This window comes from Flavobacterium nitrogenifigens, from assembly GCF_003254565.1.
Lineage (GTDB): Bacteria > Bacteroidota > Bacteroidia > Flavobacteriales > Flavobacteriaceae > Flavobacterium > Flavobacterium nitrogenifigens.
The window spans coordinates 19,827-42,359 of record NZ_QJRI01000167.1 but is presented as its reverse complement, the minus strand read 5'-3'; the positions used below and the strand labels follow the sequence as shown (position 1 = coordinate 42,359).

Sequence of the window (22,533 nt, the reverse complement as noted above, 5' to 3'; positions counted from 1 at the left end):
ATGGACAGAAAAAAATTCATCCGAAATGGTATTTTGGGCATTGCTTCATTGGCAACCGCTTCAAAATTTTTAGAATCTTGTTCTAAAAGTGACAACGATGATACCGAATCAAGCAATTCTGGAGACGGAAGCTGCACGGTTTCTCCTTCAGAAACAAAAGGTCCGTTCCCTATTAAAACGCCAAGTCAGCTGGTTTTAGAAAACATCAAATCTGACCGTGTTGGAATTGCGCTATTGATTAATTTAAAAATCGAAAACAAAAAGAATAATTGCGAACCTCTTTCTGGAGTTTTAGTTGATGTCTGGCATTGTGACAAAGACGGAAATTATTCTGAATATGGTGGCACGCAAATGCAGCAAACCGATTATACTTCTGTTCATTTCTTGAGAGGAAGACAAACTTCAGACGCTAACGGAGAAGTTTCTTTTATCTCAATTTATCCTGGCTGGTATCAAGGAAGAGCTCCACACGTACATGTAGAGGTTTTGTCGAGTAGCGGAACTTCATTACTTGTAACTCAGATTGCGTTTCCAGAAACCGTTTCGAGTCAAGTTTATTCAAGCACCAATTACGCTGCGCATGGACAGGCAGATACTGCAAATGCAAAAGACAATGTTTTTGCCGATAGTCTAGCCGATGAACTTGCTACACTTACAGGAAACTTAACAGATGGTTATACGCTTACAAAAACGATAACCGTTAACGCATAATGTTGATTTGTAAAAACCAGTATTTTATGAAAATTTTAAAACTTAATTTACTGGTTTCAAACTACTTTTGACCGCAAAATAAATTTTAAAAAACTAATTCAGAAAAGATGAAATGTGTAATTATTGATGACGAACCTTTGGCTGTAGAACTACTACAGGATTTTGTCAAAAAAGTAGATACTTTGGAGCTGATTAGCACTTTCAATAATGCTATTGATGCCGTTTCGTTTATCAATCAGAATAATGTTGATTTGATTTTTTTGGATATTCAGATGCCTCATTTTTCCGGAATTGATTTTTTAAATACTATAGAGAAAAAACCTCTGGTTATTTTTACGACCGCTTATTCCGATTATGCTGTAGAAGGATTCAATCTTGGTGCGGTCGATTATTTAGTAAAACCGATTCCGTTTCATCGTTTTTTAAAAGCTGTAGTTCGTGCTCAGCAAGTTTTACAGCCTGTGTCAACTCAAGCACTTACAGAAAGCAATAATACACCAGAAATCGAACAGGATTTTATGTTTGTTAGAGCTGAATATGAAAATGTAAAATTGAATTTTGCCGATATTCTTTTTATTGAAGGCCTTAAAGATTATGTCAAAATTTATACTACAGATAATAAATTTACGCTAACATTAATTAGTTTAATCAAACTTGAAAATCTGCTTTCAAGCAAAGGTTTTGCGAGAGTTCACAGATCGTATATTATCAATATCAAACATGTAAAATCGATTCAGAAAAACAAGGTATTAATAAGCGATAAAAGAATTCCCATCAGCGAAAGCTATAAAAGCACTTTCTTCGAAAAAATCAACCTATAATTTTTTAAAATCTCAAAAAAGAAAATTCCAAATTCCAAAAAAGTCAAGCTTTGGAATTTGGAATTTTTTATAATTGGAATTTTAAACTTATTCTTCGTTTTTGAACCAGCTTGAATACATAACGTAATTATTTGAAATGCGTTCAATTTCTCCAGCAAAATCAGACTGATCAATGTCTTTTACTTTTTTGGCAGGAACCCCTGCATAAATACTTCCAGCAGTTACAACCGTATTTTGAGTAACTACGGCTCCAGCAGCAATTATAGCATTGCTTTCTACCACACAATTATCCATTACAATTGCCCCCATTCCGATTAAAACGTTATCATGAATAGTGCAACCGTGCACAATTGCATTATGGCCTATTGAAACATTATTTCCTATAATCGTAGGGTGTTTTTGATATGTACAGTGAATTACTGCACCATCTTGAATGTTTACTTTGTTTCCAATTTTAATAAAATGAACATCTCCTCTCACAACAGCATTAAACCAAACGCTGCAAGATTCCCCAAACGTAACATCTCCAACAATAGTAGCATTCTCGGCAACATAACAATCCTCTGGAATAAGAGGCGATTTCCCGTTTACAGATTTAATAAGCATAATAATAATTTTAGTTAACTGCAGGACAATTACAGTCGTAACGTTCTTTTTTGCAGAATAAATTAATTCCTAAAGTAATTTGATGAAAGCCGCCTGTGTCAAACTTAACATCTCCCACTAGCTGAGTATAAGTATAAGCAAACATAAAGTTCTTGAAATTAACCCCGACAATTGGTGTAAAGTATTGTATTTTTTGAGATGATACTCCACTTCCAGAAATATATTGTGCGCCATCAAAACCTCTTCTATAAGATAAAGCCGCCCATAGACTTCCAAAATCCATGCTTTTGTAGGCTTTCATATTCAAATCAAGCGTTTTTGCTTTTGTTTGATCAAATAGCTGAAAAAGGATCGAAGGCTCCCAAGTCCAACTACTGTTTTTTCCGAACACATATCCAGCACTAAATAAAAATTTTCTAAGATTATCACTTTCATAATCTGTATACAGATCTCTTCTAGTTTCTAGCAATCCTTGAACTGTTGCGTGCGCATAGAAATCCAAATAATTATACGAAGCTCCAATATCAAGATTAAAATAAGAATCTTTCTGAATCGATCCAAACACAATTGGATCAAAAGTTCCTCCAAATTTTGTTTCATCCAATTGGCTTTGTATTAATCCTCCACTAATACCAAAAGACAACTGATTTAAATCCAGTTCATCTCTCGAAAACATAATATGATGTGCGTAAGTCAATTTCACGCCCTTTTGAGAATGATATCCGTTTTTATCGTTAAAAAGAATGATCCCAGCTCCAGAACGTTCTCCGACTCTTCCGTTAAAACTTAAAGTCTGTAGCGATGGAGCTTCTTCTTCTCCAAACCATTGTTTTCTGGCTGTTAATCGTATTTTAGCACAGTTAGCCGCGCCAGCCATAGAAGGATGAATTAGGTAATAATTATCAGATAAATAATCGGAATAAACTGGGATTCCCTCCTGAGAATAAGAGTGAAAAGCTGTAATGAGAAAAATTAATAAAACCTTGATTTTTAATTTCATAAAGACAATATTGTTTCTATATAATTTTCACTCTTGCAATTTAACACGATTTATTTGAAAAGAGTCTTAATTATTTTATTAAAAAATCAAATATAGCTATTAGTAGAAAATAACTTTAGTAAATTTGCGAAAAATATATTACCATGACTAAAATCACTATAAAAGAAACTCAAAACCCAACTATTTTAAAGTTTGAATTTGAGGATTTCATCACTCAGAATCAAAACTTTGAGTTCAAAAATATCGATGAGGCACAAGCTTCTCCGCTAGCACAACAATTATTCTATCTACCGTTTGTTAAAACGGTTTATATCTCTGGAAATTTCATCGCGATCGAAAGATACAGCATTGTAGATTGGGATGATGTAAAAGATGCTGTTGCAGAGCAAATAAGCGCTTTTGTGGACAAAGGTGGTGTTATCATTAAAATTGATGAAACAAAACCAAAAAAACAGCCTATTACAGTTTACGGAGAAACAACTCCAAATCCTTCTGCACTGAAATTTGTAGTAAGCAGAATGCTTACTCGCAATGCCGTAGAATATAAAAATATTGACCAGACTGCTTCTTCTCCATTAGCTCAGGAATTATTCAAGTTTCCTTATGTGAAAGAAATTTTTATTGACGAAAATTATATTTCAGTAACAAAATATGAAATCAATAACTGGGATGAAATCACTCTAGAATTAAGAACTTTCATCAAACAATTTATTGAAAACGGAGGAACTGTTTTAGATGAAAGTTTAATTGAAACTAAAGCCAAAACTGAAGCAACAAAAGATGAGGCTTTTGATAAACTAGATGTTACATCGCAGCAAATCATTAACATCTTAGAAGAATACGTAAAACCTGCAGTAGCTGCCGATGGAGGAAATATTGCTTTTGAATCTTACAATGAAGATGATAAAACAGTAAAAGTATTATTGCAAGGTGCTTGCAGCGGATGTCCATCATCTACCTTTACTTTAAAAAGCGGTATCGAAAATATGCTAAAAAGCATGCTTAATGATGATGCGATAAAAGTAGAAGCATCAAATGCATAGTTCTACAAAACTATTATACAAAGCGTCTCATCGAGACGCTTTTTTTATTATTAATTGCTAATTTTCAATTATTTAGCATTAAAAACACAAGTAATTCTATAAAATTAATTAATATTGTATTCTTAACCAATTAATTAAAAACCATGGGATTATCTTCATTTTTTAAAAATTTGTTTGGCTCAACCAAAGAGTCTGTAACTGAATTGGCAAATAATGCCGAAGAGACTTTTGAACAAGCAAAAGAAGCTGCCGCACCTTATATTGAGAAAGCTGAAGCTTTTGCAGAAGAAACAATTGAAAAAGTAAAAGAAGCTTCGGAACCTATTATTGACCGTGCTTCAGAATATGCTGAAAAAGCAAAAGAAACTGTAAGCGAATATGCAGACAAAGCATCTGAAGCGATAAATGATGCCGTAGATTCTGTTAAAGAAAAAACAGCTTCTCTGGCTTCTGAAACCCCAAAAACCATTTCTGAAACAGTTGCCGATTCAAGCGAAAAAGCCGCTGCTGAAGTAAAAGAGTTAGCCGATGACGACATTGAGAAAGCATAATCGCATTTTTCTGATAATGTAAATATTTTTATATTTGCACTGCTAATATACCTTCTCTTTTGAGAAGGTTTTTTATTTTAAAATCATGAATCTTAGTCCAGAACAAGTCAGTAAATATGTTAGTCGATTTATTGACATCTTAGTTGATTACTCGCCAAAACTGATTTCCGCATTTTTAATCTTATTTGTTGGTTTATATGCCATCAGGTTGATTAATAGAATTATTAGAAAAATAATGATTCAGCGAAATCTCGATCCAACATTAACAAAATTCTTATCCGATATTTTATTATGGGCGTTGCGAATATTATTATTTGTTACTTTTATTTCTAAATTAGGAATAGAAACTTCTTCGTTTGTTGCTATTTTAGGAGCAATGGGGCTTGCAGTTGGTTTATCATTACAAGGATCGCTGTCCAACTTTGCGGGAGGAATGCTTATCATTGTTTTCAAACCATTTAAAGTTGGAGATACGATAGAAGCACAAGGCGTTATTGCAACAGTTCTTGAAATCCAGATTTTTGTAACTAAAATGCTTACGGCAAATAATCAGACTGTATTTGTTCCGAATGGTTCTTTGTCTAATGGAAATATCATCAATTACTCAATGCAAGGAGAGAGAAGAGCAGATTTGACTTTTGCCATTTCTTATGATTCAGATATCAAAAAGGCAAAAGAAATTCTTTTAGATGTTTTAAATAAAAACCCTAAGGTATTGAAGAAACCTGCGCCAGAGGTTTTTGTAAAAAATCTATCAGCAAGTTCTATTGATTTTGCAGTTCGACCTTGGGCAAAAAATGCCAATTACGGAGCTGTTTTTTCTGAAACTTTAGAGAATTGTAAAATAGCATTAGATGAGGCAGGAATTGCAATTCAACCGTATACTATTCAGAAATAATATTATTGTTTCTTTGGAGGAGCAATCATAAAATCTTTTAAATAATAAGGTTCAAAATAAGCGACATCAATAGTGTCGCTTTTTTGATGCTTATCAAAACTGATTTTGCTCATTGCTTGTGCAGAAGGATATTTTATGTTTTCTAAAAACACAAAGTTTTCTTTAATCAAAACAGGTTTACATTTATCGGCACAATCGCCAACAAAGTAAAGTTTGTCTGTATATTCCTGGAATGAATTTTCGTCAATAATTTCGGCTTTAATCTCTCTTTCCAGTGTCAAATCGGAATTAAAAATGGCGCTATAAACTTCCATACGGCGCGCATCTAACATTGGTATAATTTTTCCGTCTGTAACTCCTGCTTGCGATGCTAAAGTCTGCATCGTATCAACCGCAATCAAAGGAATATTTAAAGCATAACACAAACCTTTTGCAGCCGAAACACCAATTCTTAAACCTGTATACGATCCTGGTCCTTGGCTAACAGCAACAGCTTTTAAATCCTGCGCCGATATTCCAGCTTTTGCGATTACATCTTCAATAAAAACATGAAGTTTTTCGGCATGCGAATATCCTTCATCTGCCAATTCGCTGCAAGCAATGGTCTGACCATCTTTTGCTATAGATACAGAACAATTTTTAGTAGCCGTTTCGATATTGAGAATAAAAGACAAAGTATTAAATTTTAAATGATTGTGGTATTATATTATTTTTTTGGAGCTTCTGCTTTTTTAAGTTTTACCTTATCTCCAGAGTTTAGTTCTTTAGAAACTGTTGTATAGGGTCCTGTAATAACAACATCGCCCGGTTTTAAGCCAGACATTACTTCAATATTAGTATCGTCCTGAATTCCAGTTTTAATGATTCGAATTTTAGCTTTATCTCCAACTTTTACAAAAACACATTCGAATTTTTTATCGCTTTTTGGAGCCGCTTTTTTATCTTCATTTGGATCTTCAACCGTAAAATCTTTTACAGCCGTAGTATCCGATTTTACTACCACAGAACTAATTGGCACGGCCAAAACATTTGTTTTTGTTGTTGTAATAATATCAACAGTAGCTGTCATTCCAGGTCTAAAAGGAGAATATGTACTTGGTTTTCCTTCTAACAAATCTTGATAAGAATCTTTCAGGATACGAACTTTAACTTTAAAATTCGTCACCTGATCTGAAGTTAATGTAGTGCTTGCAGAATTTGAAATGCTAGTTACAACACCTTTAAATTTCTTTTTCAAATAGGCATCAACTTCAACATTTGCTTCGTCTCCTATTTTAATTTTTACGATATCATTTTCATTCACATCAACTTCAACTTCCATATTATTCAAGTTGGCAACACGCAAAAGTTCTGTTCCTGCCATTTGCTGTGTTCCTAAAACTCTTTCTCCCAATTCTACATTTAATACAGAAATGGTTCCGTCTGCAGGAGAATAAATTGTGGTACGTCCTAAATTGTCTCGAGCTTCTGTTACAGATGCCGAAGCGCTTTGAACATTGTAATAAGCACTTTGTTTTGTTGCTTTGGCAACTTCAAAAGTAGAAATGGCTTTATCCCAATCTGATTTTGAGATTACCCCTTTATCATACAATATTTTATTACGCTCATAATTTGCTTTTGCTTCTTTAAAACTGGCGTCAGATTGAGTAAGGCTTGCTTTTGTTCCGGCTAAATTTGCAACAGATCTATCTAATCCAGAAGTATATAAATCGGGATTTATCTTTACTAATAAATCACCTTTTTTGACTACCTGTCCTTCTTTTACATTAAGTGCAATAATTTCGCCCGAAACCATAGAGGCAATTTTAACTTCAATTTCGGGTTGAATTTTTCCTGTTGCAGAGACTGTTTCAACAATTGTTGATGCTGTCACTTTTGCAGTTTCTACTTCTTTTCCTTCGTCCTTATTCCCTATTAATCCTGCCTTAGAAAGACCAACCAAAGCTACGATAATAACTACCGCAGCACCTAATAAAGAATAAACTGTTTTTTTCTGCATAATAAACTATTTTGTAATAATTGGAACAATTGGAATTCCGAAATAAAACTCTAATATTTTAATTTTGAACATGTAATCGTATTTTGTTCTAATAACATCAGATTGCGCATTAGTCAATAAGGTTTGAGCTTGTGTAAAATCAAATGAGTTCATTAAACCTACATCGTATTTTTCTTTTGCATAATTGTAAGCCTGCTGTCTCGCTTCTAAAGTTACAGTAGAAGATTCGTACGTATTCAAAGCTCCTCTTGCATCTGTAAAAGCAGTATAAACGTTACGCTGCAAATCTAAACTTTTTTGCTCTAAATCTATTTTAGATTTTTCTAAACTTACTTTATTACGCTCTACATTGTTTTTAACTGAGAAACCATTAAAAATAGGCACAGAAAGCTGAAATCCAAAAGATTGCCCTTTGTTATCACTAAATTGATCTAATATTGGGTCCGCTTTACCTAAAACAGGCGTGTAATTATCCTGAAGAACTGCCTGATTTGTTCCTTCCACATATCCAATCTGTGAAGTAGGATTTGCTGTATTTGGTTTTGATCCTCTTATTACATCACTGTAACTTGCTCGGGTATTAAAGTTGTAGAAAGCACTCAAAGTTGGCTGAAAAGCACCTTTTGCAATAGCAACATTCTTCTCTGCAATTTCGAGATTGGCCTGCGCTAATTTTAACTCTGTTCTAGTTTCTTTAGCTTTATTGTAAATTTCAATTGGACTCTGAGCTAGAATGTTATTTTCATCAGCTACATTGGTATCATCAACTACATCAAAATCTGCAAATTCCTTTAATTGTAAAAGCTGTGCTAAACTCAATTTAGAAATTAACAAGTTATTTTCAGAAACGGCGATGTTTTGTTTATCTGTTGCAACAGTAGCTTTCAAATCGAACAAATCTCCACGCGGAATAGTTCCTGCATTTACCATTTCTTCAGAACGGGTATATCGTTTTTCGTCAATTGCCAATTGCTCTTTCTTAACCTTTAAATCTTCTTTATTAGATAAAATTTGCAAAAATGCACTCGCAACATTCAACGAAATATCTTCTTGCATTTTCAACAATTGATATTGTGAAGCAATGATTGTTAATTTTGATTTTCTATACGCATTTTGATTCTGCAAGCCTTTATAAATATCTACACCAGCACTCAAACCAATAGAAGAATATTGTGTAGTTTGATTACGCAAAATACCCGTTGTAACATCCTGGTTCAAACCGATATTCCAAGAATGAGAAGCATTTCCGTTTACAGATGGAAGATAATTACCCAATGCTGCTTTTTTATCAATACTAGCATTCTTTAAATCCAGTTCCGATTGTTTAATTGTGATATTATTTTCGAGTGCATATCTCACACACTCTTCTAAAGTCCATTTCTTAGTTTGCGCCTGTCCAGTTAATCCAAAACCGAATAACAATGCTATAACCAGACTATTATATTTATTTATTTTCATATACTTTTGATGAAGGCGCAGTAAACCGAACTACGCAAATTTAACATTTTTAAAACCAAAAAGATCCCTAAGCTTTCAAATTAGCTTATTTTTTTTCTTTATCTCCTTCGTTAATTAGGCCCTGATTCCAGATTTTAATTTTATCGGTATCATTTACACCGCTTTTAACTTGAACGTAGATTCCGTCGCTTACTCCAAGAACCAAATCTCTTCTCTCAAATTTCTGTGGAGCAGTTTCAACTTCTACATAAGGCTTTTGTGTTTTTTTGTCAAATTGAACTAAAGACTCTTTAATTGCCAAAACCTTCTCTGCTTTTTCTAAAATAATTGAGGCATTGGCACTTAAACCGGCTCTAATAAAAGTATCATCTCTGTTAACCATTTGTGCTTTAATTTCAAATTGGATTGCTCCATTTTCTGTAACTCCTTTTGGAGCAATATAATTTAAAACGGCATCAAACTTTTTATTTTCTATCGCACCAATTGTAATCTCAATTGGCATTTTTTCTTTAATTTTTCCAACCTCAGACTCATCGATTTTTCCAATAAAAATCATTCTTCCAACATCGGCAACACTTGCGATTGTAGTTCCTTCATTGAAGTTATTACTTTCGATAACTTGATTACCAACTTTTACTGGAACATCTAATACCATTCCGTTCACTGTTGAACGAATTAAAGTATTGGCATAACTTCCTAAAGAAGAAGTTGTTCCAGTTTTAACAATATCTAAACCTTGTTTTGCAGCTAAGTAGTTTTGTTTTGCCTGATTGTAAGATAATAATGCCGCGTCATAATCATTTGCAGAAATTACATCTTTCTCAAATAATGTTTTCTGCCTTTTATAGATTTTTTCCTGATTATCTAATGCTATTTTAGCGGTCTGCACCTGATTCTGAGAATTGCTTACATTCGAAACATTTGCTACAACTCTAATCTTAGCAATCATATCGCCGGCTTTGATTTTTTCACCCGCTTTGATGTACACTTCTTCAATAATACCTGAGATATTTGGTTTGATTAGAACCTCTTCATCAGGCTGAATATTACCTGTCGCAATAGTATTTTTTACGATGGTCTTGATTTCTGCTTTTTCCGTTTTAAATACAATCGGAGATTCTTGGTTTTTAGCATACAAATAGTACAGCGCGCCAAAAAAAACAACTGCGATAAATATTAAAATGGTTACGGTTACTCCTTTTTTCATTTGTCTAGGGTTTAATCGATTTATTTTGATTGATAATTTATTCTGTTCTTAAAGCATCTACTGGCTTAACATTGATTGCGGTCTGGGCAGGAATAAATCCTGCAAGCAAACCTGATCCGACCAATATAATTAAAGCCACAAATACAACTCCTAAATCTACGGTTGGATTGGCAAACATAGTATTTTGATCAGGAGGCATCGAGTCTAATGCCATATTTAAAACTGCTATAATTCCTGTGGCAACAGCAATTCCGAGCATACCTGAAATAATGGTCAAAAATATAGACTCCGTTAATATTTGACTTCTAATTGCTCCAGGTGTTGCGCCTAATGCTCTTCTAATTCCGATTTCTTTTGTACGTTCTTTAACCACAATCAGCATGATATTCGAAATTCCGATTACGCCCGAAATCAAAACTAATGTTCCTACGAAATAGGCAATTACTTTTAAAATATTAAATAAGCTTTGCACTTTATTAAATTGCTCGTACAAATCAAAATTTCCAACTGCTCTATCATCTGTCGGATTTATAGAATGCAATGATTTTATAATCTCTAAAATTTTAGGCTTTAAATCGGTTATAGAAGTTTCATCTTTTGCCGTAAGTGCCATCCATCCCACTTTATCTCCGTAATTAAAGGCCTGCTGAAAAGTTGTAAACGGAATAAAAATATTCTTTTGTTCCTGCTCTGCATTTCCTCCTTGTTGTTTAGATTTATAAACCCCAACAACCATAAAATTGATGCTGTTAATTTTGATATAGGTTCCAACAGCTTCCTCTTCTTTACCGTAAAGCTCGCTGATAACCCCTTTTCCAATTACACAAACTTTTCTTCTTTGCTCAATATCCTGCTGATTTACAAATCTTCCTTTAATGATATCCATCGGTTGCTGTTTAATCAGCTCTGGATAATCTCCGTAAATTGTAAATGCAGAAGTTTTAGTACCTCTTACAACATTATTGGTTCCGTTAAAATCACCTAACTGATTTCGTGGTGAAACATATAATAAATCTGGCAATGCTGCTTTTAAAGCTGTTACATCACTATTTCTAAAATCATAACGTCTTGTCTTTGGCAAACCTTTATACGCCTTAGAGGTAGTCTGACTCCACATAAACATGGTATTAGTTGCAATTCCATCAAAACCTTTTTTGATTCCATTTTCTAGACCATTACCTGCAGCAAGTAAAATTACCAAGATAAAAATACCCCAAAAAACACCAAAAGCTGTCAGGATAGTCCTGAAAGGATTGGCGGTTAAGGCCTGTAAAATCTCGTCCCAATTATCTTTTTTAAACATGATTATTCGTCTCTAAGTGCTACAATAGGTTTAATTTTGGCTGCTCTGTAAGCTGGAAAAAATCCTGCCATTGCTCCTGCAAAAACAAGTAATACCAAAGTGGTTAAAGCTACGCTAAAATCTACTTCAGGATTTCTGAAATATTCGCTCTGAACCATCGGACCAACAAATTCCAATAAAGCAAGACTGGCCAGCAATCCGACAAAACCAGCAATGGTCGTAATAAAAATCGATTCGTGAAGAATCATGGTGATAATTGAAAAAGGCGAAGCGCCAAGTGCTTTTCTAATTCCGATTTCTTTTGTACGTTCTTTTACAATAATAAGCATGATATTACTTACTCCAACCACACCAGCGATAATCGTACATATACCAACCCACCAGAAAAAAAGTCTTATATATAAGTTTAAATCATAAAATTGTTTGGCATCTTTAACCGAATTATACACTCCTACACCGCCATCATCCTCAGGTGCCACGACATTTTTACTCTTTAGTAAATCTTTTAAATCTTGGGTAAATTTTTCTGACTGAGCCAAGGCTTCATCATAATCTTGCGTCTTTTTTAAGGTAAAAAACAAGTTGCTGATTTTATCACCTCCACCAAACGTCTTCTGAACTGTAGTTAATGGCAAATAAGCACGAGTTTCTTCTCTTTCTCCTCCAGGATCTGTAAAAACTCCAACTACTTTAAAGTTGATATTGTTAATCAGAATCTCTTCTCCTATTGCCTCTTTATCTTTAAGCATATCAGTTTTTAGTTTCATTCCGATAACAGCAACTTTTGCGTTGCTTTCTAAATCCTTAGCATTGATATAACGTCCCTGAACTATGGTTAAATTTTCAATTCCGCCATAATCTGGATTTACTCCTCTAAACTGATAACTCCCCGACTCTTTGCCATAAGCAAAAGACTGTCCCCAATAATTATTTGTTGAAGCTCTGAGATCTAACTTGTCTTCAAATTTCTGCACTGATTGATTGTAATCGCTATTGCGAAATTGAATCTGTCTTCCTGGATTTAGCCCTTTATATTCTTTCGTAGTTGTTCCAGACCAAACCTCAATAATTCCAGCAGCGTCTCGTTCGAACTGTTTTTCAATTCCGTTCTGAAGACCTTTACCTGCACCAAGCAGGATTACCAAAATAAAGATTCCAGAAGCCACAGAAACTCCTGTTAAGAATGTTCTTAAACGGTTTTTAGAAATGGCTTCAAATATTTCCTGCCAACGTTCAATATTAAACATAAGACGAAGCTCTAACTTGTTCTACTTTTTTATCATCGATAATTAATCCATCTTTCAGGACTACATTTCTTTTGCACATTGCGGCAATATCAGGTTCGTGTGTAACAATTAAAATTGTTTTTCCCTCATCATTAATTCCTTGAATAAGCTCCATAACTTCATAAGAAGTTTTAGTATCCAAAGCTCCCGTTGGCTCATCTGCAAGCAAAACCTTCGGATTTGATGCCAATGCTCTCGCTATAGCCACACGCTGTTTCTGACCTCCAGAAAGCTCGTTTGGCAAGTGGTGAACGTGAGAACCTAAACCTACTTTCTCTAGATATTTCATTGCAATATCATAACGCTCTTTTCTTTTAACTCCCTGATAATACAATGGCATTGCAACATTATCAAGTGCCGTTTTATAATTAATCAAATTAAAAGACTGGAAAACGAATCCTAAGAACTTATTACGATATTTTGAAGCAAGGGTTTCATTCAATTTTTTGATTGGCGTTTTATCTAAAATATAACTTCCAGAATCGGCTTCATCCAGAATTCCCAAGATGTTAAGAAGTGTTGATTTACCAGAACCAGATGACCCCATGATCGCAACCAATTCTCCTTCTTCTATATTAAAATTTATACCTTTTAATACATGCAATTCAGAACTTCCCATCTTATAGGATTTATGTAAATCTTTAATTTCAATCATGGTATTGTTAAATTTTTTAGACAATAATAACGTTTTTATTAAGTAATTTATGATAATAAAAAGTTAATAGTTTTGTTACCTATTAGGTATAAGACTGCATTCTTTAGTTATTGTTACACTTTTTCAATAAAATATGATTGTTTTCGTAATTTTACCTCGTAATAAAAATCATCTTAAATGAAGCTTAGTTCTATTATTTCAATGTTTACAGCACTTGCGGTGTTATCAAGCTGTTCGTCGGCTCAAAAATTAGAAACATTAAAGCCTGAACCAGACGATGCAAGTCCGTTAATTTATGACAGCAATCCTTCTTTTATAAACCTTCCAATTACTATCAAATTAAGCGATATTGAAAATCAGACTAATTCTCTTCTTAACGGATTAATTTACGAAGACAATAATATCGAAGACGATGATATTGAAATGAAAATTTGGAAACAAGCTCCGATCAAAATTCAAAATGATCCGTCAAATCTTGATAAAAGAATCCGAACAATTTTACCGCTTAAAGCGAATATCAAATACCGAATAGGCACAAAAAAACTTGGAGTCGAATTATATGATATTAGAGAATTTAATTTAAACGGAGTTATAACACTTTCCAGCGAAACTGCTCTGACAAATTGGAAACTCACAACAAAAACAGAGTTCAAATCTCTTGATTGGAATGAGAGCCCAACCATGTCAATATTTGGCAAGAACATGCCAATTACTTATTTGATAAATCCTGCCATCTCTATTTTTAAAAGTAAATTGGAAAAGAAAATAGATGAAGCAATTGAAAAATCAATGGATTTTAAACCGAATGTACTTCAAGCTGTAGAAAAAATCTGCACTCCTTTTCAAACGAGTGACACTTATGAAAGCTGGCTCCGAATTGTTCCAGTTGAAATTTACTCTACAAATGCCAAACTTAAAAACGATTCGTTCTTACTTGATATGGGCATGAAATGCAACATGGAAACCATTGTTGGCAAACAGCCCGAATCAAAATACAATGCCAGTAAAATTGTTCTGAAACCCGTGGCCAAAATCCCAAATCAAATTTCTGCCAATATTGCAGCAATTTCAAGTTATATAGATGCCTCCAAGATTATGACCAAAAATTTTGCTGGTCAGGAATTTGGTTCAGGAAGCAAAAAAGTCACAGTAAAAAATGTATCAATCTGGCACAAAGATGGCAAAATGGTTATCGCATTAGACGTTTTAGGATCTATAGACGGAACACTTTATTTAAACGGCTTTCCATCATACAATGCTCAGACAAAAGAAATTTATTTTGAAAAGCTAGATTATGTTTTGGATACCAAAAGCAAATTGATGCGCACAGCAAACTGGTTAGCGCAAGGATTTATTCTGAGAAAAATGGAAGAAAGCTGCCGTTATTCAATCCAGCCTAATCTCGAAGAAGGTAAAAAGAGCATGGCGGGCTATTTAAAGAATTATTCACCAATGCCAGGCGTATTTGTAAATGGGAAAATGGAAGATATTCAGTTTGATAAAATACAACTAACCAATCAGGCCATTATAGCTTTCATCAAAATAAACGGAACGGTTAATGTGTCAGTTAACGGACTTAAATAAAAGAAAAAGCAGTGTAATTACACTGCTTTTTTCTTTTTAGAATACATTCGATAAATCAAATATCCTATTATTAATACTAGTAAATATGGAATTACCATTAAGTAAACAATTCCATCATTTACTGCTTCTGCTTTTTTAGTATTAGAATCCCCCGATAATGCTGCGCGGCACATAGCGCACTGAGCATTGGCTGAAACTCCAATTAAAAAAATACAAATCCCAAATACTATAACTTGGAATTTGGATTTTAAAATTTGAATGTTATTTTTTTTAGTGTGCATAATACGGAGATATCATTAAATAAACAATCACTCCCGTTACAGCAACGTACAACCAAAGAGGAAAAGTGATCTTAGCAATTTTTCTGTGTCTGTCAAAACGTTTTCCAAGCGCTCTTACATACGTAATCAATACGAGCGGAATGATTGCAATTGATAATAAAATATGTGTTATAAGAATAAAGAAATATACATAACGTAATGCTCCTTCTCCTCCATATTTTGTAGAATCTGAAGTCATATGATATGCAACATACATAACTAAAAACGCAACAGACAATGCAATAGCAGAAGTCATCAATCTTTCATGTAATTTTTGGTTTCCTTTCTTAATTGCCAAAACAGCCCAAACCAGCACAACAGCCGTAATACCATTTGTAGTTGCATAGATTGGAGGTAAAAACGATAATGGCTCCACATTAACACCAAAATCTTTTAATTTAACCCCAAACAAAATTGCCACCACAACAGGAATTATTATTGAAACCGCAATAATGAATTTGCTAAATTTTTTCTCTAAAGTATTATCTTCCATTTTTATTCTGCTAATAAAATTTTAATGTCTTCTTGAATATCTCTTACTCCTTTTTTATCTAGACCATCATAATAAATATTCGGATTTCCGTATTCATCTTTTCTGCAACGAATGTTTCCATCTTTATCAATTAAAGCAAACAATCCTGAGTGCTCAAAACCACCGCTTACTTTATCATTTTCACCAGCATAAAGATTAAAACCTTTATTTGACAAATCCATAATTACATTTCTGTCTCCAGTTAAGAAATTCCAATTAGAAGATTTTACGCCTAACAACTTTGCATGATCTTTTAAAACTTGCGGAGTATCATGTTTTGGATCGATTGTAATAGAAACTATTCCGAAGTTAGGATTTCCAAAAAACGTCTTTTCAATTTCCAGCATACTCATATTCATCTTTGGACAAATAGATGGACAAGTTGTAAAGAAGAATTCTAAAACATATACCTTCCCTTTATACGTTTCATTTGAAACCTTTGCATTATCTTGATTCGTTAATTCGAATTTTGGTGCAGGTCCAATAGTCAAAAGTTTAGCTTCTTTTGAAGATTTTACTCCAACATTATCCAAACGATTTCCTTTTACAACGTCACCGTTTTTAACTCGATCAACGATTTTAGGAATGGCGTAAATTCCAAAAATCAGAATAACAAAAGAGATTCCGATATATGATTTGTTCTTAAACATTATAAATGATTTTAAAGTTGCTTTGTGGCATTATGGTTCTTCTTTAGAGCTGCGCGATATTCATAAAGAATAATCTTGAAATCGTCCAACATTTCATTGCTCAACTCAGACGGATGAAAAGTATCGTATCCTTCTTTATATTCTTTTGGATCTTTTCTTCCTCTTAGATTACGCTCTTTATCGATAATATAAACATTAGAAGTTCCAAGGTTCTCTTTCAGTTTTTCCTTTAAATGTAATCCATCATAAAACTTCTGAATTTCTTCTTTAGAAGCAAAAACAAAATTCCAATTTTTAACATCTGTAAAAGGAGATAAAGCATCAACAATTTTTTGAGCTTCTTTTTCAGTTCCAGTTGGACATAGCACTACAAACTGAAGATCTTCAAAACCGTTATAACGCTTGTAGATCTTTTCGTTTAAATTAAAATAATTGCCTCTATTTTCCAGAATATTTGTACCAGAAAAACCTAATACAGTAATCTTTTTATCAAGGGAGATTTTTTTTCCGTTTAATGAATTCCAATTTCCAAAGTCGGCTACTTTAGGTGTTATTACAGGAAGTGTTGTAAAACTATTTACACCAGAAGCAAAGAATAAATACGCTACAATTGGCAATACAAAAAGTACAAAGAGAACTATATTTTTTTTCATTGTATTAACGGGGAATTATTGAGGTACAAAAATAAAAAAAGCTCCGCAAATCGGAGCTTCTTTTCGAATTAATATCATGTTAAAAATTCCATTTAATAGTAGAATCTTTAAAAACCCCATAAATATAATGTCCTTCTGTTAACAGAATAAACAATAAATATAAAACTAGGAAGATAACAGGAGAAACTACAGACCATCTAAGGCTGCTTTTTTCACCTTCCATGTGCATAAATGCCCATACAATATAATATGCTTTGAAAATTGTTAAGATATAGAAAATCCAGTTTAATAGATTCAATCCAACAAAATGATTAAATTCTAATACTCCAGGTTTGTAGATACCTAAAATAACTTCTACTGTAGTTACTACTGAAAGCAATCCGAAAACAAACCAGATTCTTTTTGTATTTGATACGTGCTCGTGTGACATAATAATTAAATTCTAAAAATTAAACTAGGTAGAAAACTGTAAATACAAATACCCAAACTAAATCTACAAAGTGCCAGTATAATCCAACTTTCTCTACCATTTCGTAGCTTCTTCTTTTCTCGTAAGTACCTAATAATACATTAAAGAAAATAATGATATTGATAATAACTCCAGAGAATACGTGGAATCCGTGGAAACCTGTAATAAAGAAGAAGAAATCAGCAAATAATTTATTACCGTACTCGTTTCTGATCAAGTTAGCACCTTCTACTACATATTTAGCACTAGCTAAATGTTTTTCAGATTCTTCTCTTGATAAAACAGTTTTTTTCTTTTTATCTGTAAGTTTTTCTGTTCTGATTAAAATTTCAGGGTGAGCTTTAAAACCAGCCTGAACTTCTGCAACTGTGTAAGTTGGAAGAGATTGAGCATCTTCCATAAACCAAGTTGATTTACTTCTTGTTAAAGCTTCTCTTTGTTCTGGCAATTTAACAGCAAAATCAGCTAAAGCTACTCTTTTACCATCTTTATCCACAAATTGAAGTAAACTACCTCCAACTGTTTCAACTGCACCATATTCTCCTTTAATGAAGTTTTTCCATTCCCAAGCTTGAGAACCAACGAAAATTAAACCTCCAATAATAGTTAAGAACATATAGATTGCAACTTTTGTCTTTTTCAATTGGTGTCCTGCATCAACAGCTAATACCATTGTTACAGAAGAAAAGATCAAAATAAAAGTCATTAAAGCTACATAATACATTGGAGCCGCAACACCATGCATAAATGGGAAGTGAGTGAACACTTCATCAGCCAAAGGCCAAGTTTCAATAAATTTAAATCTAGAAAAACCATAAGCTCCTAGAAATCCAGAGAATGTTAAGGCATCTGATACGATAAAAAACCACATCATCATTTTACCATAACTTGCTCCTAAAGGCTCATTGTGACCGCCTCCCCAAGTTTTTTCGTCGTTGTTTGCAGTAGTAACTGTCGCTCCCATAAAAGATATTCGTTAAAAAGTTCCCAAATTTACGTTTTTTTCTTATTTAAAGAAATATAAAAATAAAAATAAATATACCCATAATAAATCCAAAAAGTGCCAATACATCGCACCTAGCTCTATCCCAAGAGTTTGAGTCGAATTGTATTTTTGTTTAAAATGATTATAAATTATAATTAAAAGTGAAATTAATCCGCCAGCTAAGTGCAACAAGTGTGTAACTGTCACCACATAAAGAAAAGTTGTAGTAATTGAACTACCTTCTCCTGTAAAGTAATACCCTTCAGCAACGATTTGTCCAAATCCTTTGAATTGTAATACCACAAATAAAACTCCCAAAGCTAAAGTCCCAAGAAGCAATCCTGTAACTGCGCTTCTATTGTCTTTCTGAATTGCTTTTTTTGCCAAGTGAAAAGTAACGCTACATGCAATAATTACTGCTGTACTCCAATAGAAAGCCGAAGGAAGTTCAAAATTCTTCAACCAGTCTGCTCTCGATTTACTTACTACAAATGCACTTGTTAACCCTGCGAACATCATGGTCATACTAACCATCGCAAAAAGTAAAATCAATTTAGCCGATTTTGACTTTCTTACTTGTTCTTCGTTTGCTTTTAATGTCATTTCCATAACTATCTTAAAAATTTATCTACTATAAATACAATTTGCAAAAGTGAGATATAAGAAACACTCACTAACATTAATGTTCTCGCCGCTTTTGCAGTTCTTAGCTTATACAAACGAACGGCATAAAAAAGCATCCAAATCCCTAATAAAAACACTAGAACTGCTGCAATTGGAGAAATAAATAATTGTCCTGTAAAACCTAACACCGGTAATAACGACGCTATTATAAGCCAAATTGTATACAATATTATCTGTAATGCAGTTCCTTTATCTTTTTTACCTGTCGGAAGCATAAAAATTCCTGCTTTCTCATAGTCTTCATATAAAAACCATCCGATAGACCAAAAGTGTGGAAACTGCCAAAAAAACTGAATTAAAAACAAAGTCCCTGCTTCGATACCAAATTCGCCTGTTGCCGCTACCCATCCTAACATAAAAGGAATCGCACCAGGAAAAGCTCCAACAAAAACAGACAATGAAGTAACCGTTTTTAGTGGTGTATAAACACTTGTATATAAGAATATCGAAATTGCAGCAAACATTGCCGACTTCGCGTTTATAGTATAAAGAAGCGAAATCCCAACAATAGTAAGCAGACTTGCTACCAACAAAGCTACTTTAGGAGACATACGTCCTGAAGGAACTGGACGATTTTTGGTACGATCCATTAAAGAATCAATATCTTTTTCGATTACTTGGTTAAATGCGTTTGATGCTCCAACCATACAGTAACCTCCAACTGCCAAAACAGCCAAAACACTCCATTTAAAAGGATGATCAGAATCTACCCCTAATAAATATCCAGCGATTGAAGAAAACAATACACTAATAGCCAGACCAGCTTTAGTAATCTCTTTAAAATCTAGAAATATTGATTTGATTGATAATGTATTTTTTGCAGCGTTCAATACCGTTGTATTTTGTGTATTTTTTTTGAGTGGTGCAAATGTACAAATTAGATTGTAGAATATTAACCTATAAAAATAGATTTTTTTCAATAAAACCTTTACAAATTAAGATCTCAGCATACTTTAACACTATTATTTCGAAAAATCTTATTAAAAAGACTAGTAATCAAAATACCAGTTAAAAATATCTGAACGTAAACCAACACTAAACCAAGTCGTACTTTGCTTAAAAGTTGTTGCCGTCTCTTGAGTTGGATCAAAATTTCTGTAGATCAAACTTCCAAACAACTTCAGGTTTGTCATCGGATTAATCAAATATCCTCCTTGAACATCAGCAATAAAAACATTCGTTTTATTTCCTTGACCAATTTTCACGCCTGTATCATACGGACGTTTCACGTCATAACTTTTATAAATATTTCCTCCGTAGTTATAAGAGTCTTCCGCAGTATCAAAATCTAAACCTCTAGTTCCAACTGTAAGTTTTGCATCGGCAAGCCAACGCCCTTTGTGGTATCTCGCAATTGCAATAAGCTCTTTAAAATTTCCTCCCCACTGATGCCCAACACTCTGATTGTTGTGCCCGTAATTGGTAATAACGGCACTATGTGAGTACACATAAGGACGTACACGATTATACTCAATCTGCACCAATAGATCTTTTACATTAAACGCATTGAAATATTTTGCTCCGAACTGAAAGCCAAATTTATTCTTCCAGCTTTGATTTCCTGCTCCAACATCAGAAACAGAAAACTCGTCAATCAGAAATTGCGAATACAGATTTACGCTATTATTCCATTTATATTTTCCTGTAATTCCTAAAAGTGCGTTTCCGCTTTTTGACGAAGATCCAAATTCTACTGCTCTGTAAAAAATAATCGGATTCACAAAATTAGCATCAAAACCTCTGTTATTGGTATTTGTCCAAACTACAGATTCAAAAAAACCTAAGTTTACTCTATTTGAAACATTCCAGCTCAAATAATGGTTTGCCATGAATTTTGTCGCGTAAGTTCTTTCGGCAGTTACCTCTGGACGAACATCTTTCATCCACATATATGTATTGGTATATTTAATTTTCCAAAATTTAGTGTTGATTTTAAAGTATGGATACGGACTTGCTCCATCGCTTTCTAATAAAGATCGATATCCGTCACCAATAAAATTTCTTCCATAACCCAATTGAAAATCAAATATTTTTCCCGGAGCGAAAGTAATATTCGCTTCTGTTAAAGGAAAATCATAAGCATCTGTTTTGAATCTTTTTGCAATTCCAACTCCTGGAATTATAGCTGGATTTCCTCCTGACGGCTTAATAGATTCAGCATAATCGTTAAAATATCCTGCAAATCGTCCCTGACTTTCAAAAAATGTAGTTGTAAAGTTGATTTGTTTTCCTAAACCTCCTCTAAAATTAAGAGCTCTAGTATTCACGTAAGTGTAGGACGCATCAAGATCTGAAGCTTTACCCATTTGCAAATCTACAATTGGGTTTAAGGCAAACCAATAATCTTCTCCTTGAATCTGAACTAAATTTTCATTCCACCATTTTCTTCCCAGCCAAGTTGAAGTTTTTTTCTGCAATGACTCATTAACCGCTCTTAAATTATAATATTTTGAAACCTCAGCATAAGTATAAGGCTTAGAAGCCGTATGGTTATTACTTCCAACTTGATTCATTTCTGCATCAAACTGCGCATAATAGCTATGCGAAAACGGGATATTTAAATGACTATCAAATTCTGGATTATTGTATTTTTTGTATACAATACTATCCAATTCTGTCATAGGCTTTTCTATTGGTTTTAAAATTTCTGCCGCTGCTTGAGCTTCTGCTGCAATCTGAGCCGAGCTTTTTAGCGGTATATCAATAGAAATAGTATATTTGGAATACGTTGGTTTTCCGTTGTAAGTTGAAGGTTTTATTTTGGGAAATGTCCCGAATACTCTTTTTGCTTCTTCAGACAATTCTTCTGTTTCTGCAGAAACATAAATCACCTTAAATTCTCCTTCTGCATTTACTTCAAAAAGTAATTTTACTGCCCCTTTATAATTGCTTTGTTTTAATTTTTCTGGAACTTGAAAATTATTAAATACAAAATCCTGAACTTCTTTATAAAAACAAGTTTCTAATTTTTTTCCGTCTAAATTTTCACAGTTAGGAAAAACTGGAAACATTTCTGCTGTGAAACCGGGTTGAACCGAAGAATTACCATTTTGCTGAGCGGAAACAATAAAAAAAGAAAAAATTAAAACAAGGGACAAAAAAAACTTATTCACTTAAA

The 22,533-nt window shown here is 33.4% G+C and carries 24 protein-coding genes; 6 read left to right on the top strand and 18 right to left on the bottom strand.

What is annotated here, in order from left to right; translation table 11 throughout:
* A complete protein-coding gene (locus DM397_RS05950) occupies positions 1 to 711 on the top strand; it encodes a dioxygenase family protein (protein WP_111376659.1) in 711 nt (236 codons plus the stop codon).
* 107 nt (positions 712 to 818) lie between these two features.
* On the top strand, positions 819 to 1,532 hold the full coding sequence (locus DM397_RS05945) for a LytR/AlgR family response regulator transcription factor (protein ID WP_111376658.1): 714 nt from the start codon (positions 819 to 821) through the stop codon (positions 1,530 to 1,532).
* Between the two features lie 87 nt (positions 1,533 to 1,619).
* On the opposite strand, the gene DM397_RS05940 is transcribed toward DM397_RS05945, so the two are convergent.
* Both DM397_RS05940 and DM397_RS05935 read right to left on the bottom strand, forming a co-directional pair.
* Complete coding sequence (locus DM397_RS05940; protein WP_111376657.1) at positions 1,620 to 2,138, bottom strand: gamma carbonic anhydrase family protein; 519 nt, start codon at positions 2,136 to 2,138, stop codon at positions 1,620 to 1,622.
* A 10-nt stretch (positions 2,139 to 2,148) separates the two neighbouring features.
* Complete coding sequence (locus DM397_RS05935; protein WP_111376656.1) at positions 2,149 to 3,138, bottom strand: PorP/SprF family type IX secretion system membrane protein; 990 nt, start codon at positions 3,136 to 3,138, stop codon at positions 2,149 to 2,151.
* 143 nt (positions 3,139 to 3,281) lie between these two features.
* On the opposite strand from DM397_RS05935, the gene DM397_RS05930 reads away from it, so the two are divergent.
* The 3 genes from DM397_RS05930 (at position 3,282) to DM397_RS05920 (ending at position 5,630) form a co-directional block, all read left to right on the top strand.
* Positions 3,282 to 4,181, top strand: coding sequence for a NifU family protein (locus DM397_RS05930; protein WP_111376655.1), 900 nt, complete (start codon positions 3,282 to 3,284; stop codon positions 4,179 to 4,181).
* 143 nt (positions 4,182 to 4,324) lie between these two features.
* The gene (locus tag DM397_RS05925) at positions 4,325 to 4,732 is read left to right on the top strand and encodes a YtxH domain-containing protein (RefSeq protein WP_111376654.1); all 408 of its coding nucleotides are present in this window, start codon (positions 4,325 to 4,327) and stop codon (positions 4,730 to 4,732) included.
* Positions 4,733 to 4,817: 85 nt separating this feature from the next.
* Positions 4,818 to 5,630, top strand: coding sequence for a mechanosensitive ion channel family protein (locus DM397_RS05920; RefSeq protein ID WP_111376653.1), 813 nt, complete (start codon positions 4,818 to 4,820; stop codon positions 5,628 to 5,630).
* 2 nt (positions 5,631 to 5,632) lie between these two features.
* On the opposite strand, the gene tsaB is transcribed toward DM397_RS05920, so the two are convergent.
* The 7 genes from tsaB to DM397_RS05885 all read right to left on the bottom strand — a co-directional run bounded on the left by tsaB (position 5,633) and on the right by DM397_RS05885 (position 13,538).
* Positions 5,633 to 6,304 (bottom strand): tRNA (adenosine(37)-N6)-threonylcarbamoyltransferase complex dimerization subunit type 1 TsaB, encoded by a 672-nt coding sequence (gene tsaB, locus DM397_RS05915; RefSeq protein WP_111376652.1) that lies wholly within the window; start codon positions 6,302 to 6,304, stop codon positions 5,633 to 5,635.
* Positions 6,305 to 6,336: 32 nt separating this feature from the next.
* Positions 6,337 to 7,629 carry an efflux RND transporter periplasmic adaptor subunit gene (locus DM397_RS05910; protein ID WP_111376651.1) on the bottom strand — a complete coding sequence of 431 codons (1,293 nt, stop codon included), beginning with the start codon at positions 7,627 to 7,629 and terminating at the stop codon, positions 6,337 to 6,339.
* A gap of 6 nt (positions 7,630 to 7,635) precedes the next feature.
* Complete coding sequence (locus tag DM397_RS05905) at positions 7,636 to 9,087, bottom strand: TolC family protein (protein ID WP_111376650.1); 1,452 nt, start codon at positions 9,085 to 9,087, stop codon at positions 7,636 to 7,638.
* 85 nt (positions 9,088 to 9,172) lie between these two features.
* Positions 9,173 to 10,294: an efflux RND transporter periplasmic adaptor subunit gene (locus tag DM397_RS05900; RefSeq protein ID WP_111376649.1), complete on the bottom strand. Its 1,122-nt coding sequence runs from the start codon at positions 10,292 to 10,294 to the stop codon at positions 9,173 to 9,175.
* A gap of 37 nt (positions 10,295 to 10,331) precedes the next feature.
* A complete protein-coding gene (locus tag DM397_RS05895; protein WP_111376648.1) occupies positions 10,332 to 11,597 on the bottom strand; it encodes an ABC transporter permease in 1,266 nt (421 codons plus the stop codon).
* Positions 11,598 to 11,599: 2 nt separating this feature from the next.
* Positions 11,600 to 12,844 (bottom strand): ABC transporter permease, encoded by a 1,245-nt coding sequence (locus DM397_RS05890; RefSeq protein ID WP_111376647.1) that lies wholly within the window; start codon positions 12,842 to 12,844, stop codon positions 11,600 to 11,602.
* Complete coding sequence (locus tag DM397_RS05885; RefSeq protein ID WP_111376646.1) at positions 12,837 to 13,538, bottom strand: ABC transporter ATP-binding protein; 702 nt, start codon at positions 13,536 to 13,538, stop codon at positions 12,837 to 12,839. Before DM397_RS05885 ends, DM397_RS05890 begins: the two co-directional genes overlap by 8 nt.
* Before the next feature lie 177 nt (positions 13,539 to 13,715).
* On the opposite strand from DM397_RS05885, the gene DM397_RS05880 reads away from it, so the two are divergent.
* Positions 13,716 to 15,122 (top strand): DUF4403 family protein, encoded by a 1,407-nt coding sequence (locus DM397_RS05880; RefSeq protein ID WP_111376645.1) that lies wholly within the window; start codon positions 13,716 to 13,718, stop codon positions 15,120 to 15,122.
* 17 nt (positions 15,123 to 15,139) lie between these two features.
* Here the strand turns inward: DM397_RS05880 and DM397_RS05875 are convergent, their stop codons facing one another.
* The 9 genes from DM397_RS05875 to DM397_RS05835 form a co-directional block, all read right to left on the bottom strand.
* Complete coding sequence (locus DM397_RS05875; RefSeq protein ID WP_111376644.1) at positions 15,140 to 15,403, bottom strand: hypothetical protein; 264 nt, start codon at positions 15,401 to 15,403, stop codon at positions 15,140 to 15,142.
* A complete protein-coding gene (locus tag DM397_RS05870; RefSeq protein WP_111376643.1) occupies positions 15,393 to 15,935 on the bottom strand; it encodes a DUF420 domain-containing protein in 543 nt (180 codons plus the stop codon). The genes DM397_RS05875 and DM397_RS05870 overlap by 11 nt, the downstream gene beginning before the upstream one ends.
* Positions 15,936 to 15,937: 2 nt before the next feature.
* On the bottom strand, positions 15,938 to 16,624 hold the full coding sequence (locus DM397_RS05865) for an SCO family protein (protein ID WP_111376642.1): 687 nt from the start codon (positions 16,622 to 16,624) through the stop codon (positions 15,938 to 15,940).
* 11 nt (positions 16,625 to 16,635) lie between these two features.
* Positions 16,636 to 17,277, bottom strand: a complete 642-nt coding sequence (locus DM397_RS05860; RefSeq protein ID WP_111376641.1) for a hypothetical protein — start codon at positions 17,275 to 17,277, stop codon at positions 16,636 to 16,638.
* Positions 17,278 to 17,356: 79 nt separating this feature from the next.
* Positions 17,357 to 17,707 (bottom strand): cytochrome C oxidase subunit IV family protein, encoded by a 351-nt coding sequence (locus DM397_RS05855; protein WP_111364867.1) that lies wholly within the window; start codon positions 17,705 to 17,707, stop codon positions 17,357 to 17,359.
* Between the two features lie 19 nt (positions 17,708 to 17,726).
* On the bottom strand, positions 17,727 to 18,710 hold the full coding sequence (locus tag DM397_RS05850) for a cytochrome c oxidase subunit 3 (RefSeq protein ID WP_111376640.1): 984 nt from the start codon (positions 18,708 to 18,710) through the stop codon (positions 17,727 to 17,729).
* A 42-nt stretch (positions 18,711 to 18,752) separates the two neighbouring features.
* Positions 18,753 to 19,340: a cytochrome c oxidase subunit 3 gene (locus DM397_RS05845; RefSeq protein ID WP_111376639.1), complete on the bottom strand. Its 588-nt coding sequence runs from the start codon at positions 19,338 to 19,340 to the stop codon at positions 18,753 to 18,755.
* 2 nt (positions 19,341 to 19,342) lie between these two features.
* Positions 19,343 to 20,245 carry a heme o synthase gene (cyoE, locus tag DM397_RS05840; RefSeq protein ID WP_111376638.1) on the bottom strand — a complete coding sequence of 301 codons (903 nt, stop codon included), beginning with the start codon at positions 20,243 to 20,245 and terminating at the stop codon, positions 19,343 to 19,345.
* A gap of 159 nt (positions 20,246 to 20,404) precedes the next feature.
* Positions 20,405 to 22,528 carry an energy transducer TonB gene (locus DM397_RS05835; RefSeq protein ID WP_111376637.1) on the bottom strand — a complete coding sequence of 708 codons (2,124 nt, stop codon included), beginning with the start codon at positions 22,526 to 22,528 and terminating at the stop codon, positions 20,405 to 20,407.
* Positions 22,529 to 22,533: the final 5 nt, after the last annotated feature.